Below are 15,424 nucleotides of genomic sequence, written 5' to 3'. Positions count from 1 at the left end.
TCGCAATTCTATGCTGCGTTGCAGCAAGAGACCTATCGTTCAATAAGATCAGTCAATGAATTCCAGCTGTTCGCTTTGCCTGCCAGTGGAATCGCATGAGCTGGGCTGGATGAAGGCAGGTCGATAAGGCGAACCCCTGCGACGTCGCCGATAATGCGCCGTCCCAGCTTGGCCGCCAGCTTTCCGTTGAAGGCGACCGCCCTCAGCCGGGGCAAGCCCCCGATCAGTCCGCGCAGATCGGCTGCCTCCGGCGAGCGGATCGCCGCATCGAGACTGCCCGACCGTTCTGCCGAAGCAATCACATCCCACAGTCCCACGCCGCGCGCTTTCAAGCGTTCGATGCGCTTCTCATACGGTTGTCCCGCCAAGTCCTCGCCCAACACACCGCCGATCAGGGGCCAAAAGGCGTTGCGCGGATGGGCGTAGTACTGCGCCGCCTTCAACGAGGCGTCGCCGGGCAAACTGCCCAGGATCAGCAACCGGGTTTCCGTATCGACGACGGGTGCAAACCCCAGCCGGCGATCGCCCGTGTCGTCCGTCACTTGACCGGCGGGTCGTCGCGCAGCCAGCCGGTGATCGAGCGGCGCTTGCCGCCGGCGTAGGCGGCGACTGGTGCGACAGAATGCTGGCGGGGCGTCTTGAACACCGTCCAGACATTGAAACCCGGCTTGAAGCCGCGCTCGACATCGCCGTTGGCGTCGTGAAACAGCAACTGGCCGCCCCAATCCGGCCGCCAATCGCGCGACAGCCCCAACGTATAGGCCGCCCGCCGCTCGCCGACGCCTGTGTCGTCGTGCTGGGTCAGGAAGTCGCCGGGCCGGAACCAGGTGGCTTGCGCGTCGATCTTGGTCACGCTCGCTTCGCCGGTCACGGCTTTGGCGAATGTGGTGAAAGGCGTGTCGTTGAAAAACTGCACCAGGGCGTGCGTCGCATGGCCTTCGTCCTTGCCGGTCAGCAAGGTCGTGATGATCGGATAAGCCAGATAGATGAAAGAGAAGCCGTCGCGACCCTCCGCCAGCGCGCGCTGTATCTGGGCGCCGATCGCATCGCGGCCCATGGCCTGCATGTCTTGCGGCGACAGCAGCTTGCCGCCCTCCGCCGTCTTCAATGACAAATGCCAAGCCGTGTCGTGTTCGAGAGCGAGCTCAAGCCAATCAGCGCTGGCCGCGTCCAGCAGGTCGGGAACCTGCACCATGCCGTCGCGTGCATAGGCCGCCGCATAGTCGCGGGGATCGAGCCGGGGATTGAGCCGGATCGTGCGCTCGCTCATGACGTCAGTCTCCGAACACCCGCTTAAACACCACGTCCACGTTCTTGGTGTGGTAGCCGAGGTCGAACAGGGCTTCGAGCTGGTCGGCGGGCAGGGTGACGCGGTCGTCGGCCTTCAGGAAATCCAGGAAGGCGCCCTCGCCGCGCCAGACCTTCATGGCGTTCTCCTGCACGGCGGCATAGGCGTCTTCGCGCGACACGCCGGCCTGGGTCAGGGCCAGCATCACCCGCTGAGAGTGCACCAGACCGCCCAGGCGGTCGATGTTCTTCTGCATGTTCTCAGGGTACACGTTCAGCCGCTCGACCACATTGGCCAGACGGTGCAGGGCGAAGTCCAGGTGGATGGTGGCGTCGGGGCCGATGCCGCGCTCGACCGAGGAGTGGCTGATGTCCCGCTCATGCCACAGGGCGACGTTCTCCATGGCGGGCGTCACGGCCGAACGGACCAGACGCGCCAGGCCGGTCAGGTTCTCGGTCAGGATCGGGTTGCGCTTGTGCGGCATGGCCGACGAGCCCTTCTGACCCTTGTCGAAGAACTCCTCGGCTTCGAGGACTTCGGTGCGTTGCAGGTGGCGGATTTCGACGGCGAGACGTTCGACCGAGCTGGCGACCACGCCAAGCGCGGCGAAAAATGCGGCGTGACGGTCGCGCGGGATGACCTGGGTCGAGACCGGCTCGACGGTCAGGCCCATCTGGTCGGCGACATATTGTTCGACCGCCGGATCGACATTGGCGAAGGTGCCGACGGCGCCCGAGATGGCGCAGGTGGCGATCTCTTCCTTGGCGGTGATCAGGCGGCGTTTGGCGCGTTGGAACTCGGCGTGATAGCCGGCCAGCTTCAGGCCAAAGGTCACCGGCTCGGCGTGGATGCCGTGCGAACGGCCCACGGTCGGAGTGTATTTATGCTCCTTAGCGCGGGTTTCCAGCGCGGCCAGAACCCGGTCGACCCCCTCGATCAGCAGGTCCGACGAGCGCGCCAGCTGAACCGCGAAACAGGTGTCCAGCACATCCGAAGACGTCATGCCCTGGTGCAGGAAGCGCGCTTCCTCGCCGACGATCTCGGCGACGTGCGTCAGGAAGGCGATGACGTCGTGTTTTGTGGTGCGTTCGATCTCGTCGATGCGGTCGGCGTCGAAGGTCGCATCCTTGCCCTTGGCCCAGATGGCGTCGGCCGATTCCTTGGGGATCACGCCCAGTTCGGCCATCTTCGTGGCGGCGTGGGCCTCGATCTCGAACCAGATCTTGTACTTGGTTTCCTGGGACCAGATAGCGGCGGCGACGGGGCGGGAGTAGCGCGTGATCATGGGCGGGTCGTGTCGGTCGTGGGGGGCGCGGAGTCAAGGTTTGCGGGGCGGCGAGGTTGACTTTGCCGGCTGTTGTCCCAGATTCAGCGCGCTTTCAGGAGGACGACCTCCCCCACATGGGACCAACGCCGGGACGACCCGACGCCATGCAGGGAGAATGTCATGGCCTGGGTATTCCTTCTTTTCGCCGGTCTGCTCGAAGTCGTCTGGGCGTTCCTGATGAAGGCGTCGGCCGGTTTCACCAAGCCTTGGCCGACTGTGGGCATGATCGTCTTCATGATCGGCTCTTTCGGTCTGCTGTCGCTGGCGATGAAGACCCTGCCTCTGGGCACGGCCTACGTCATCTGGACCGGCATCGGCGCAGTCGGCGCCTTTGTGGTGGGCGCGGTCTTTCTGGGCGAGCCGCTGACGCCGCTCAGGATCGCGGGCGTCGCCCTGGTCGCATCGGGCCTGGTTGTGCTGAAGCTGGCGGAGAGCCATTGATGGCGGCGACAGGAGACGCGTGATGGAACTGGTGATCGGCGACAAGGCCTATTCGACGTGGTCGCTGCGGCCGTGGCTGGTGCTGAAACATTGCGGCGCGACCTTTGACGAGATCCTCGTGCCACTGAACCAGCCCGACACCGATCAGCGCATCCGCGAGCATTCGCCGTCCGGTCTCGTCCCGGTGCTGAAGGTCGAGGGCGAGGTGATCTGGGATTCGATGGCCATCGCCGTCTGGGCGGCCGAACGCTATCCGGAAGCCCGCCTGTGGCCGTCGGACGCCCATGCGCGCTGGCTGGCGCGTTCGGCGGCGTGCGAGATGCATGGCGGCTTCACCGCCTTGCGCACGGCCTGTTCCACCGGCCCGGATCACTGGATGGTCGGCCCCAGCCGGGCGCTCGCGCCGGACCATCCGGGACTGGCCAAGGATTTGCGCCGGATCGTCGAACTGTGGCGGAGCCTGCGTGAGCGGTTCGGCGCGGGCGGCCCCTATCTGTTCGGCGACTGGTCCGTGCCGGACGCCTTCTTCACGCCGGTCGCCGCCCGCATCCGCCATTTCCAGCTGGACCTCGCCGCCCACGGAGACGACGGCGCGGCCCAGGCCTATGCCGAGACCTTGCTGACTCATCCGCATTTTCTTGAATGGGAAGCCGACGCGCTGGGCTTAACGCACGACAACCATCCCGGCTGACGCCGCGTTAAGCGGACGCTGTTATTTCGATGGGGATGACGCGCCCGGTCCTGCCCAGCCCTTCGACCCAAGCCGCTGCGCGTGGCCTCAATCCCGTCATGGCCTATGGGCTTGCGGCCCTGGTCGGGGCGGCGTTCTGGGCCAGCCTGCTGTTCGCGGTCTTCTAAGAGTCAGCGCGCGCCGGCGATGGGCGTCGTCTCGGCGATCAGGACTGGCTCGGCCTGCGGCGGCGGGGCCACGTAATCCAGCGCCATCGGCACGGCGCGCGCGCCCGACGCCACGGCGTCCAGCGTCTTCAGCGGTCCGCCGAACAGCCGCTGATAGATCCAGTAGCTGGCCATGACCTTTTCGACGTAGTCGCGCGCCTGGGGCACGTCGATCGTCTCGATCAGCAGCAGGGGATCGGCGTCCGCGCCCAGCTTCCTGACCGCCGCCAGCATCGGCCCAGGGCCGGCGTTGTAGGAGGCCACGGCCCGCAGCAGATCGCCCTGGAAAGCCGGCAGGGCCAGCATCTTGTTGATGTAGGCCTGGCCCAGACGCATGTTGACCGCCGGAACCAGCAGCTTGGTCGGGTCCGAGACGAAGGTGCGATCGCCGGTCATCTCGGCTGCCGTCGTCGGCATGACCTGCATCAGCCCATAGGCGCCGACGCTGGAGCGGGCGTTGGGATTGAAGTCGGTTTCCTTGCGCGCCAGGGCGTAGACCAGCGCCCGCTCAATGACGAATCCGCCTTCGGGCGTTAGGTCTGGGATGGGATAGCGCGTCGCGTCGATGCGCGTGGCGTCGCCGTTGTTGACCGGCAGGATGGCGCGCGCCAGGGCCGTCCACATCTTGGCCGCATCGCCGACGGCGGTGCGCAGCCCGGACCGCAGTTCCGTCTCGGCATCGGCGTTGCGCCCGACCTCATAGAAGGCGACGGTGCGTTTGGCGCGGGCGTCGGCCTGAACGAAGGCTTCCAGGGCGGTCGGTTCGACGGCGGCGCTCTGGGGCACATAGGCGGCGCGACGCAGGCGGGGCTCGGCCTCATAGGGGCGAGGGCCCATGTTCTCGATCGTCGGCTCTTCTCCGAGCTGACGCAGGGCGATCTGGCCATAGAAGGTGGCCGGCCACTGGGCCGACAGACGTAGATAGTCGGTGACGCGGTCCTGACGCCCCGACTGGGCGGCGGCGCGCGCGGTCCAGAAGGCGGCGCCGGCGCGCACCCAGGCATCCTCGGTCGGATCGTTGGCGACGCGTTCGAAGGCGGCGAAGGATTCGTGGAACTGGCCCAGACGCCATTCCGCCAAGCCGACCGTCCACCAATCGCCGATCTGGCGCCCCAGGGCCGACGCCCCGGTCAGGTCGTCGTTGTTGTAGGCGACGCGCGCCGCCTTGGCCGGATCGATGACGCCGCCGTCGCCGGACACGGCGCTGACCAGGCTGTTCCAGGTGCGGCCCAGCACGCCGCCAGGGCGTACCGGCTCGGGCGCGCCGTCGGGGCGACGACGCAGCGCCAGCGTATAAACGCGGTCCGCGCACGGCAGATCCGAATAGGTCTCAAGCCAAGCCGTCAGCTCTTCGTAGGTGGCGACATGATCGGGATGGAACAGGCTTTCGAACTCGACCTGACCCAGCAGCACGCGGTCCTGCGCCTGACGGGCCGCCGTGCGGGCCGTCTCGATGTCGCCGCGTCGCAGGGCGTCGAAGGCGGTGGTGTAGGAGATTCTGTCGGCCGAACTCAGCGCGGTGGGGCGCCCGGAACCGGCTCCGGCCTCGGCGGTTGATCCGTAGGGCGTCTCGGCGGTCGCGGCCGTCGTGGCGGCGCAGAACGCAAGGACAAGCGTCGACGCGAGGATCGCGCGGCGGAACAGAAACATAAGCGGCGGCCCCCTCGTTGGCGACGCGCGTAAGATACAGGCGCGTGTATGGCGATCGGTCGTCAGCATGCGAACATGCCGCGATTAGCCTTGTTCTTCAACCGAGTCCGTTTCAAGGCGAACGGCCAGCGAAAGCAGATCAGCCCACACCTGCCGCTTGGCTTGCGGCTGACGCAGCAAAAAGGCGGGATGCAGGGTCGGCATGACGGGCGCCGACACCGCCCCCTCCAGCAGGCGCCATTCCTTCCAGACGCCGCGCAGTTTCATGATGCCTTCCTCGGCGCCGAGCACCGACTTGGCCGAGGCTGCGCCCAGCAGCAGCACGGCCCTGGGCTTCAGCAGGGCGAAGGCGCGCTCGACGAAGGGCGCGCACACCGCCTGTTCCTGCGGGCTGGGGGTGCGGTTGCCGGGCGGGCGCCAGAAGACCGTGTTGGTGATGAAGACCTTGTCGGTCAGGCCCGCCGCCGCCAGCATCCGGTCCAGCAGCTGCCCGGCCTTGCCGACGAAGGGCTGGCCTGCCCGATCCTCATCCCCGCCGGGCCCTTCGCCGATAATCAGGACCGAGGCGTTGGGGTTGCCGCGTCCGAACACCGACTGCGTCGCACCCATGCCGCGCAGCGGACAGCCCTCGAACGCCGCGACCGCCGCCGCCAGATCTTGAAGCGTCGCGGCGCCGGCGGCCAGCCGCCGCGCCTCGGCGAGGGCGTCATCGGCGTTGACGCCGGCCAGGGGCATGACAACCGAGGCCGTCGCCCTCTGCACCGCCTTGACGGCTGGCGGCGGGGCGATGTGGGTGTGATCGACGGGCGCATCGCCATAGCAGGCGTCGACCCCCGCATCCCGCCAGAAGGCGAGCAGGCTTTCGACTGCAGCGATGTCATGGGGTTGCGCGTTCATGTCTCGAACCACCGATAAGCCTTGACCGCCCTCGCGTCACCTTCCGATAAGCGGCATAACCACACAGATAACCGGGATTCAGGGGAAACCATGGCCGAAGACGCCATCGAAGGCGGCGCGGAAAACGCCCGTCAGGACGCCATCATCGACAATCTGCCGCCGCTGGAGGCGCTGAACGGCGTCGAGCGCGAGATCATGGAATATGACGTCGTGATCGTCGGCGGCGGCCCGGCCGGCCTGTCGGCGGCCATCCGCCTGAAGCAGCGCGCGGAAAAGGACGGCAAGGAAATCACCGTCGCCGTTCTGGAAAAGGCGGCCGAGGTCGGCGGTCATATCCTGTCGGGCGCGGTCATCGATCCCAAGGCGCTGAACGAGCTGTTCCCCGACTGGAAGGAACGCGGCGCGCCGCTGGAGACGCCGGTCACGAAGGACAAGTTCCTACTGCTGGGCCCGCAGGGGTCGGCGTCGCTGCCGATGCCGCTGATGCCGCCCTTCATGCACAATCACGGCTGCTATATCGCCTCGCTGGGCAACGTCACGCGCTGGCTGGGCGAGCAGGCCGAGGCGCTGGGCGTCGAGGTCTATCCCGGCATGGCCGCCAGCCACGTCGTCTGGGAAGAAGAGACGGGTCAGGTGAGGGGCGTCGTCGCCGGCGTCTTCGGCATCGACCGCGAGGGCAAGCCGACCGGCGATTTCCAGCCCGGCATCGAACTGCACGGCAAGTACGTCTTCATCGCCGAGGGCGTGCGCGGCTCCCTGGCCAAGACCATCATCGCCAGGCACAAGCTTCAGGACGGCAAGTCGCCCCAGAAATACGGCATCGGCCTGAAAGAGCTGTGGCAGGTCCCGGCCGACAAGCACCAGCCCGGCCTGGCCCAGCACACGACCGGCTGGCCGCTGGACGAAAACACCGGCGGCGGCAGCTTCCTGTATCACTTCGGCGATCGCTACGTGGCTGTCGGCTATGTGGTTCACCTGAACTACAAGAACCCGTTCCTGTCGCCCTTCGACGAGTTCCAGCGCTTCAAGCACCACCCCGAGATCGCCCAGCACCTGGAGGGCGGAACACGCATCTCCTACGGCGCGCGCGCCATCACCGAAGGCGGCCTGCAGTCGATCCCGAAGCTGAGCTTCCCCGGCGGTGTGCTGATCGGCTGTTCGGCCGGCTTCGTGAACGTGCCCCGCATCAAGGGCAGCCACAACGCCATGAAGACCGGCATGCTGGCCGCCGACGCCGCTTACGACGCTGTTCAGGCCGGGCGCGCGGGTGACGAACTGGTGGAATACCAGACCGCCTTCGAGAAGAGCTGGGTCTATAAGGAGCTGTCGGTCGTCCGGAACGCCAAGCCGCTACTGTCCAAGTTCGGCACGACGCTGGGCGGGGCGCTGGGCATGTTCGATATGTGGTGCCGCACCCTGTTGGGCGGCCTGTCGCCGATCCCGACGCTGAAGCACGAAAAGACCGACGCCGCCTCGACCGGCCTGGCCGCCGACCACAAGGCGATCGCCTATCCCAAGCCGGACGGCAAGCTGTCGTTCGACAAGCTGTCGTCGGTGTTCATCTCCAACACCAATCACGCCGAGGACCAGCCGGCCCACCTGAAGCTGCTGGATCCGTCGATCCCGATCCGGGTCAACCTGCCCAAATACGGCGAGCCGGCGCGGCTGTACTGCCCGGCTGGCGTGTACGAGGTCGTCTATGGCGACGAGGCGGCCAAGGCCGATCCGCGCTTCGTCATCAACGCTCAGAACTGCGTCCACTGCAAAACCTGCGACATCAAGGATCCGTCGCAGAACATCGTCTGGACCACGCCCGAGGGCGGCGGCGGTCCCAACTATCCGAACATGTGACGGAACGGGGCAGGGGCGGTGTTCCGCCCTTGCCCGCCGCTGCAAAAGCGTGGAGGGTCCGGGCATGATCGCCTCCCGTTCTCGCCTGTTCGCCGCCTCCCTGACCGTCCTCGCCGTGGCGCTTGCCGGCCATGCCTCGGCTCAGGAAACGACCTCGCCCGCCCCGACGCCGGACACCCATCCTCCGGCCGTGATCCTGGAGCCGGGCCAGACGGCGCCGGGCCAGGCCACACCAGGTCAGGCGCCGACCGAGGCCGCGCCCGATCCTCACATCATCATCACCGACACGCCCGCGACGCCGGCGATCCCGGCCGTCTGGGCGCCGATCCCGACGAACGCCGAGGGCCGCAGCGCCTATGGCCTGTATCTGGCGGGCAAGCTGGCCCTGATGCAGGGCGAGGGGGCGACCGGCTCGGACTATCTGGCCCAGGCGGAACGACTGACGCCGGAACAGCCACGCGTGCGCGAACAGGCCTTCACCTCCGCCCTGCTGACCGGCGATCTGGACGTAGCGGCCGCCCTGGCCCCGACCGATGCGACGGCGTCTCCGGCGTTCGTCGAGGGCGGGCGGCTGGTGCGGCTGGTGCAGGACTTCGTGCGCGGCGACGCCAGGACGCCGAACGCCGAACTGGCGCGTCAGCCCATCGGCGCCCCGCATGCGCGCGCCGGTCTTCTGGTCGCGCCGTGGATCGCGGCTGCGGCGGGCGACTGGACCCGGGCGCTTCAGCCGGTCCCAACCGCCGGCGATCCCCTGACTTTGGCCTTCGCCCGCATCAATCGCGCCGCCCTGCTGGAAAAGCGTCGCGACTATGCCGAGGCCGAGGTCGAGCTGAAGGCCGCTTCCGAAGTCGCCGGCGTCGGCGCCCTGTTCAAGCGCCCCTATGGCGAGTTTCTGGAACGGCGCGGACGCCGCGACGACGCCGTCGCCCTGTATGAAGCCGCCATGGCGGTGCAACCCGTCGATCCGGGCGTCGCCCGCGCGTTGCAGCGGCTGAAGGACGGCGGCCGCCCGCCGGCCTTGCCCGATTTCCGCGAAGGCGCCGCCCAGGGCCTGATCACCGCCGCCGCCCAGGCCTCGGCCGAGCGCGGCAACGAGTTCGCCGCCGTCTATCTGCGCCTCGCCCAGAACCTGCACGACGATGACGAGACGGAATATCAGCTGGCCCAGGTCCTCTCGCGCGCCGGTCTGAAATCCGCCGCCCGCAACGCCCTGTCGCGGGTCGGGACCGCCGATCCAAAACTCTATGCCGCCGCCCGCGCCCAGTTGGCCGTGGCGCTGGAAGAAGACGGCCAGTCGCAGGAGGCGCTCACCGAGCTACGCCGCGCTGCGGCCGCCAGCCCCGACGATCGGCAGATCGCCTTGGTCCTGGCGGGTCAGTTGATGCAGCTGAAACAGCATGACGAGGCGCTTGCGTTGCTGGACGGGCCGCTTTTGAACACCGCCGATCAGGGCGCTAGCGTCCACTTCCTGCGCGGCGCCGCCTATGAGGCGCTGGGTCGTGTTCCGGAGGCCGAGGCCGAACTGTGGGCCGCGCTTCAGACCGCACCGAACGACGCCGATATGCTGAACTACCTCGGCTATCTCTGGGTCGATAAGGGGCTGCGAGTTCAGGAAGGCGCCGAGATGATCGCCCGCGCCCATGCGCTGGAGCCCGACAACGGCAACATCCAGGATTCGCTGGGCTGGGCGCAGTTCAAACAGGGCCAGTACGAAACCGCCGTCAACACGCTGGAAGAGGCTGTCGACAAGGAGCCGTCCAACGCCGAGATCAATGATCATCTCGGCGACGCCTATTGGAAGGTCGGCCGTCAACGCGAAGCCGTCTGGCTGTGGAACCGCGTCCTGGTGCTGGAGCCCGAACCCGAACGCCGGGCCGAGGTCGAACGCAAGATCGCCAATGGGCTGGACAGCGCGCCGAGCGCCCAAGGCGTCGCGCAATAGGTCATGCCCGCCCTGACCGCCTTGGCGCCGGCCAAAATCAATCTGTTCCTGCATGTCGGCGCGGTGGACGCCGACGGCTATCATCCGCTGTCCAGCCTAGTCGCGTTCGCCGATGTCGGGGATCGCGTGTCGGTCGAGCCGGCGGATTGCCTGTCGCTGAAGGTCAACGGGCCTTTCGGCGCCGGGCTGGGCGTGACGGACGACAATCTGATCCTGCGCGCGCTGCGCCGACTGGGCGAGGCCTGCGGCATCGGAGAGCCGCAGCTGAAGGTCTCGCTGGACAAGCGCCTGCCCATCGCGGCGGGGCTGGGCGGCGGATCCTCCGATGCGGGCGCGGCGCTGAAGCTGGCGCGCGACGTCCTGGCGATCGATCTCGACGACCACGCGCTTGAGGCGGTCGCGGGCGTCGTCGGCGCGGACGGGCCGATGTGTCTGCGAATGCGCACGGCCTGGGCCGAGGGGAGGGGAGACGTGCTGACGGACGAGCCCCGCCTGCCGCCGCTGCCGGCCGTGCTGTTCAACCCCGGCGTCCCCTCGCCGACCGGCGCCGTCTATCGCGCCTATGATGCAGGGCCGGTGCGGGCCGCCGATACACCCGCGCCGCCCCAGGACTGGTCCATCGCCGCCGTCATCGACTGGCTGTCGGCCCAGCGCAACGATCTTGAAGCGCCCGCGCTTGCGCTGACGCCGGCGATCGGCGCAGCCCTGTCGGCGATGGCGGCGACCGATCAGGTCGCCCTGACCCGCATGTCCGGCTCAGGAGCGACGGTGTTTGGTTTGTATCCCAGCGACGACGCGGCCCAATCCGCTGCGCGCGCCCTGTCCGCCGCACATCCCACGGCCTGGGCCAAAGCAACACAGCTGTCCGTACAGCAACGCTGAAGCTTTGTGGCCGAATACCGGCGATCAGACTGCGAAACCGGCGATTTCGCCCAGGTCTCGCCCAGATCATCACAAACGTTACGCATTGTTTCGAAATCTCGGAACCAGATCACGGCGTTCTGATTTGAGTCGGCAGTTCCGATGTCTGGAACGGGTCGCCGTCTCCCCCCGTGGCGATCCTCAAACAGGAAAAAGGAAATCGCCATGCTTCGTGCAAAACTGCTTGCCGCCACCGCCGTCGTCAGCCTGATGGCCGCCCCCGCATTCGCCCAGGACATGACCGCCCCGGCGACCACGACGACGCCCGCCCCGGCGACCATGCCGCAAACCGATCCGGCCATGCCGGCCATGCCGCAGACGCCGGCGCCGACGGCTGAAGCCGCCGCCACCACGACCACGACTGCAGAGGCGACCACGCCCGTCGCCGGTGAAACCGTCGTCGACAAGCTGAAGGCCAGCGGTCAGTTCACCACCCTGCTGGCCGCGCTGGACGCCGCCCAGTTGACCGACACCCTGGCCAGCCGCCCGGCCATCTCGATCTTCGCCCCGACCGACGCCGCCTTCGCCGCCGTGCCCGAGGCCGAGCGTACGCGTCTGATGGACCCGGCCAACGCCGCCGAACTGCGCCAGCTGCTGCTGTATCACGTCATCGTCGCCGACGTGACGCCCGACCAGATCATGGGCAAGAAGGGCGGCGTGGAGACGGCCGCCGAGAGTCAGGTTCTGCTGGACGGCACGGGTTCGGCCATCAAGGCTGACGGCGCGACCGTCGTCAGCGCTGAGTTGGACGCCTCGAACGGCGCTATCTTCCCGATCGACAAGGTCCTGAACCCGGCGAACTCCATGGCCGCCATGGGCGATGAAGAAGCCACCGAGGCCGCCGCTCCGGCCGCCGAGGCGACCCCGGCTGCTGAAGCGACCCCGGCCCCGACCGCGCCGAACGGCCAGCCCGCCGCGATGACGACGACCACGTCCTCCTCGCCGGTCGTCAACCCGACCGATGGCCAGGTCGACACCCCCGCCACCCCGCCGGTCGATGCGGCTGACCCCGCCGCCGACGGCGGGGCCGAAGCCAAGCCGACCCCGAACTGATCAGGGTCATCCACGCGCTCGCTCGGTAGCGTGTTGAAGCGGAAGGCGGCGGGCCCTATGGTCCGCCGTCTTTTTTGCAGCCCCTCCCCACGAGCCCGATTTGACCACCTCGACCGAGCCACTCGCGTTTCAGGACCTGATCCTGACGCTCCACCGCTATTGGGGCGAGCAGGGCTGCGCCATTCTGCAACCCTATGACATCGAGGTCGGGGCCGGCACGCTGCATCCCGCCACCGTCTTGCGCGCGCTCGGCTCCAAGCCTTGGAAGGCCGCCTATGTCCAGCCCAGCCGCCGCCCCGGCGACGGCCGCTATGGCGAAAACCCGAACCGCCTCCAACACTATTACCAATACCAGGTTCTCCTGAAGCCGAACCCCGACAATCTTCAGGAGCTGTATCTCGGCTCGCTGGCGGCGATCGGCATCGATCCGAAACTGCACGACATACGCTTCGTCGAGGACGACTGGGAAAACCCCACCGTCGGCGCCTGGGGTCTGGGCTGGGAGGTCTGGTGTGACGGGATGGAGGTGACGCAGTTCACCTACTTCCAGGGCGTCGGCGGCATCGAGGTCGATGTGGTGTCGGGCGAGCTGACCTACGGGCTGGAGCGTCTGGCCATGTACGTCCAGGGCGTGGACAACGTCTATGATCTGAAGTTCACCAAGGAGGGGCTGACCTACGGCGAGGTCTTCCTGGAGAACGAGCGCCAGCAGTCGGAAGCCAACTTCCACGGCTATGACGTGGAGGGCCTGAAGCGGCGGTTCGAGGACATGGTGGGCGAAGTGCAACGCCTGCTCGACATGCGCGGGCCGCAGGATCAGCCGCTGGTCCTGCCCGCCTACGACCAGGTGCTGAAGGCCAGCCACCTGTTCAACCTGATGGATGCGCGCGGCGCCATCGCCGTCGCCGAACGCCAGAGCTACATCGGCCGCATCCGCGAACTCTGCAAAGCCTGCGCCCTCGCCTACGTCGAACAAGAGCGGAAAACCGCCTGATGCCCCAACTTCTCCTCGAAATCTTCTCCGAAGAAATCCCCGCGCGGATGCAGCAGGGCGCCGCGCGCGACCTGGAGCGGATGGTCTCCGACCGGCTGAAGGCCGCCGGCCTGACGTGGGACGCGCTGACGACCTATGCCGGTCCGCGCCGCCTGACGCTGGTCATCGACGGCTTGCCCGTGGCCACGCCGGACCGCGAGGAAGAGGTCAAGGGGCCGCGCGCCTCGGCCCCGGAACAGGCGCTGGAAGGCTTCCTGCGCAAGACCGGCCTGACGCGCGATCAACTGACCGAGCGTGATGGGGTCCTGTTCGCCGTCCTGTCGTCCCGGGGGCGGGCCACGACCGATCTGGTCGCCGAGACGGTCGATCAGGTCATCCGCACCTTCCCCTGGCCCAAGTCGATGCGCTGGGGGTCCGGCACCCTGCGCTGGGTGCGTCCAATCAAGCGCATCCTGTGCCTGTTCGACGGCCAGGTGGTCCCGTTCGAGATCGACGGCATCTCGTCGGATGCGATCACCGAGGGCCACCGCTTCCTGGGTTCCGGCGAGCTGCTGCGCGTCAGCGACTTCATCGACTATCGCACCAAACTGGAAAAGAACTTCGTCCTGCTGGACGCCGCCGACCGCAAGCTGAGGATTCTGGAACAGGCCAAGGCCGCCTGCGCCGCGCGCGGCCTGGCTTTGGTCGATGACGACGGCCTGCTGGACGAGGTTGCGGGCCTGGCGGAATGGCCGACGCCGATCCTGGGCGACATGGACCCGCAGTTCCTGGCCCTTCCGCCGGAAGTCGTGCGCCTGTCGATGAAGGTCCACCAGAAGTATTTCGCCGTGCGTGATCCGGCCAAAGAGGGGCTCGCTCCCAACTTCCTGGTCGTCGCCAATGTCGAGGCGACCGACGGCGGCAAGGCCCTGGCCGCCGGCAACAGCCGCGTTCTGTCCGCGCGCCTGAACGATGCCCGCTTCTTCTGGGACGAGGACCAGAAGGTCGGCTTCGACGCCTGGAACGCCAAACTGTCCGGCGTCACCTTCCACGCCAAACTGGGCACCCTGGCCGAGCGCGTCGAGCGCATCGCCGCCCTGGCCCGCGAGATCGCCCCGCTGGTCGGCGCCGACGCCGATGAGGCCGAAACCGCCGCCCGCCTGTCCAAAGCTGACCTGCTGTCGGGCATGGTCAGCGAATTCCCGGAACTGCAGGGGATTATGGGCGGCTATTACGCCCGCCTCGCCGGCCATTCCGACGCGATCGCGGACGCCGTGCGCGACCACTACAAGCCCCAAGGTCCCGCCGACACGGTTCCATCCGCCCCGGTCACGGTGGCGGTGGCCTTGGCCGACAAGCTGGACACCCTGGTCGGCTTCTTCGCCATCGACGAAAAGCCCACGGGTTCGAAGGATCCGTTCGCGCTGCGGAGAGCGGCGCTGGGCATCCTTCGCCTGATCTTGAACAATGAAATCCGTCTTGGCTTGACGAACGACGCCTTCGCGCCCGCGACCGCATTGATCACCAAGCAGGGCAAGGTCGAACGTCAAGTCGATAAGCTGTCTTTGTCGTCAGAGCTGGCGTCCTTCTTTGCCGACCGCTTGACCGTCCTGCTGCGGGACCAAGGCCAACGCCACGACCTCGTCGCCGCCGTTTTCGCTTTGGGCGACGACGACCTCGTTCGCATCGTGCGCCGGGTCGAAGCCCTGGCCGCCTTCCTCGCTACGGACGACGGGGCCAATCTGCTGGCTGGCTACAAGCGCGCCTCCAACATCCTGCGCGCCGAGGAGAAGAAGGGGCCGCTGCCCACCGGCATGGTCCAGACCGGCCTGCCGAACCAGCCCGAGGCCGAGACCACCCTGGCCTTCGCCGTCGGCGCCGCGCGCACCTCCGTCGAGGCCGCGCTGGAGACCGAGGATTTCGCCGCCGCCATGACGGCCCTGGCGCGCCTGCGCGCGCCCGTGGATCGCTTCTTCGACGACGTTCTGGTCAACTCCGACATCCCCGCCGAACGCGAAAACCGTCTGAAGCTGCTGGGCCAGATCCGCGACGTCATGGGCCAGGTCGCCGACTTCGGCCAGATCGCGGGGTAATGAGACGGCTTCCCTCTCCCAGTGGGAGAGGGCTTGAGCGCACGGCGGCGACAGCCGTCGTCCTAGCGCGAAAGGGTGAGGGTCGGGCGCG

14 protein-coding genes are annotated in these 15,424 nt (G+C 67.6%); 9 read left to right on the top strand and 5 right to left on the bottom strand.

Translation table 11 applies throughout. From position 1 onward, the window contains the following. Positions 1–32: 32 nt before the first annotated feature. Genes KAK88_RS14295 through purB form a run of 3 tightly spaced genes read right to left on the bottom strand, consistent with a single transcriptional unit; the run spans position 33 to position 2,573 of the window. Complete coding sequence (locus KAK88_RS14295) at positions 33–542, bottom strand: DNA-deoxyinosine glycosylase (protein ID WP_242077140.1); 510 nt, start codon at positions 540–542, stop codon at positions 33–35. Next, complete coding sequence (locus tag KAK88_RS14290) at positions 539–1,270, bottom strand: 2OG-Fe(II) oxygenase (RefSeq protein WP_242077139.1); 732 nt, start codon at positions 1,268–1,270, stop codon at positions 539–541. The genes KAK88_RS14295 and KAK88_RS14290 overlap by 4 nt, the downstream gene beginning before the upstream one ends. Positions 1,271–1,274: 4 nt before the next feature. Then, complete coding sequence (purB, locus tag KAK88_RS14285; protein WP_137722239.1) at positions 1,275–2,573, bottom strand: adenylosuccinate lyase; 1,299 nt, start codon at positions 2,571–2,573, stop codon at positions 1,275–1,277. A gap of 162 nt (positions 2,574–2,735) precedes the next feature. On the opposite strand from purB, the gene KAK88_RS14280 reads away from it, so the two are divergent. The 3 genes from KAK88_RS14280 to KAK88_RS16075 are packed head-to-tail and all read left to right on the top strand — an operon-like array spanning position 2,736 to position 3,914. Then, positions 2,736–3,056 carry a DMT family transporter gene (locus KAK88_RS14280; protein WP_242077138.1) on the top strand — a complete coding sequence of 107 codons (321 nt, stop codon included), beginning with the start codon at positions 2,736–2,738 and terminating at the stop codon, positions 3,054–3,056. Positions 3,057–3,078: 22 nt separating this feature from the next. After that, the gene (locus tag KAK88_RS14275) at positions 3,079–3,747 is read left to right on the top strand and encodes a glutathione S-transferase family protein (RefSeq protein ID WP_242077137.1); all 669 of its coding nucleotides are present in this window, start codon (positions 3,079–3,081) and stop codon (positions 3,745–3,747) included. A 35-nt stretch (positions 3,748–3,782) separates the two neighbouring features. Next, on the top strand, positions 3,783–3,914 hold the full coding sequence (locus KAK88_RS16075) for a hypothetical protein (RefSeq protein ID WP_276309710.1): 132 nt from the start codon (positions 3,783–3,785) through the stop codon (positions 3,912–3,914). Positions 3,915–3,917: 3 nt separating this feature from the next. On the opposite strand, the gene KAK88_RS14270 is transcribed toward KAK88_RS16075, so the two are convergent. Then, the gene (locus tag KAK88_RS14270; RefSeq protein WP_242077136.1) at positions 3,918–5,603 is read right to left on the bottom strand and encodes a lytic transglycosylase domain-containing protein; all 1,686 of its coding nucleotides are present in this window, start codon (positions 5,601–5,603) and stop codon (positions 3,918–3,920) included. An 84-nt stretch (positions 5,604–5,687) separates the two neighbouring features. Beyond that, on the bottom strand, positions 5,688–6,500 hold the full coding sequence (locus KAK88_RS14265) for a uracil-DNA glycosylase (RefSeq protein ID WP_242077135.1): 813 nt from the start codon (positions 6,498–6,500) through the stop codon (positions 5,688–5,690). A 195-nt stretch (positions 6,501–6,695) separates the two neighbouring features. Between KAK88_RS14265 and KAK88_RS14260 the strand changes: the two genes are divergently transcribed. From KAK88_RS14260 to glyS, 6 genes are all read left to right on the top strand, one after another. Further along, on the top strand, positions 6,696–8,351 hold the full coding sequence (locus tag KAK88_RS14260; RefSeq protein ID WP_242078609.1) for an electron transfer flavoprotein-ubiquinone oxidoreductase: 1,656 nt from the start codon (positions 6,696–6,698) through the stop codon (positions 8,349–8,351). Between the two features lie 64 nt (positions 8,352–8,415). Next, positions 8,416–10,293 carry a tetratricopeptide repeat protein gene (locus KAK88_RS14255; RefSeq protein WP_242077134.1) on the top strand — a complete coding sequence of 626 codons (1,878 nt, stop codon included), beginning with the start codon at positions 8,416–8,418 and terminating at the stop codon, positions 10,291–10,293. Positions 10,294–10,296: 3 nt separating this feature from the next. Continuing rightward, positions 10,297–11,175 (top strand): 4-(cytidine 5'-diphospho)-2-C-methyl-D-erythritol kinase, encoded by an 879-nt coding sequence (locus KAK88_RS14250; protein ID WP_242077133.1) that lies wholly within the window; start codon positions 10,297–10,299, stop codon positions 11,173–11,175. Between the two features lie 204 nt (positions 11,176–11,379). Further along, entirely contained in the window at positions 11,380–12,267 is an 888-nt protein-coding gene (locus KAK88_RS14245; RefSeq protein WP_242077132.1) for a fasciclin domain-containing protein, read from the top strand. Positions 12,268–12,367: 100 nt separating this feature from the next. Continuing rightward, positions 12,368–13,261: a glycine--tRNA ligase subunit alpha gene (locus KAK88_RS14240; RefSeq protein ID WP_242077131.1), complete on the top strand. Its 894-nt coding sequence runs from the start codon at positions 12,368–12,370 to the stop codon at positions 13,259–13,261. Beyond that, positions 13,261–15,333, top strand: a complete 2,073-nt coding sequence (gene glyS / locus KAK88_RS14235) for a glycine--tRNA ligase subunit beta (protein ID WP_242077130.1) — start codon at positions 13,261–13,263, stop codon at positions 15,331–15,333. Before KAK88_RS14240 ends, glyS begins: the two co-directional genes overlap by 1 nt. Positions 15,334–15,424 lie beyond the last annotated feature (91 nt).

Source organism: Brevundimonas diminuta (assembly GCF_022654015.1).
In the GTDB taxonomy this organism is placed as follows: domain Bacteria; phylum Pseudomonadota; class Alphaproteobacteria; order Caulobacterales; family Caulobacteraceae; genus Brevundimonas; species Brevundimonas diminuta_C.
The sequence above is the reverse complement of the archived record's forward strand: the minus strand, read 5'-3'. Positions and strand labels throughout refer to the sequence as shown.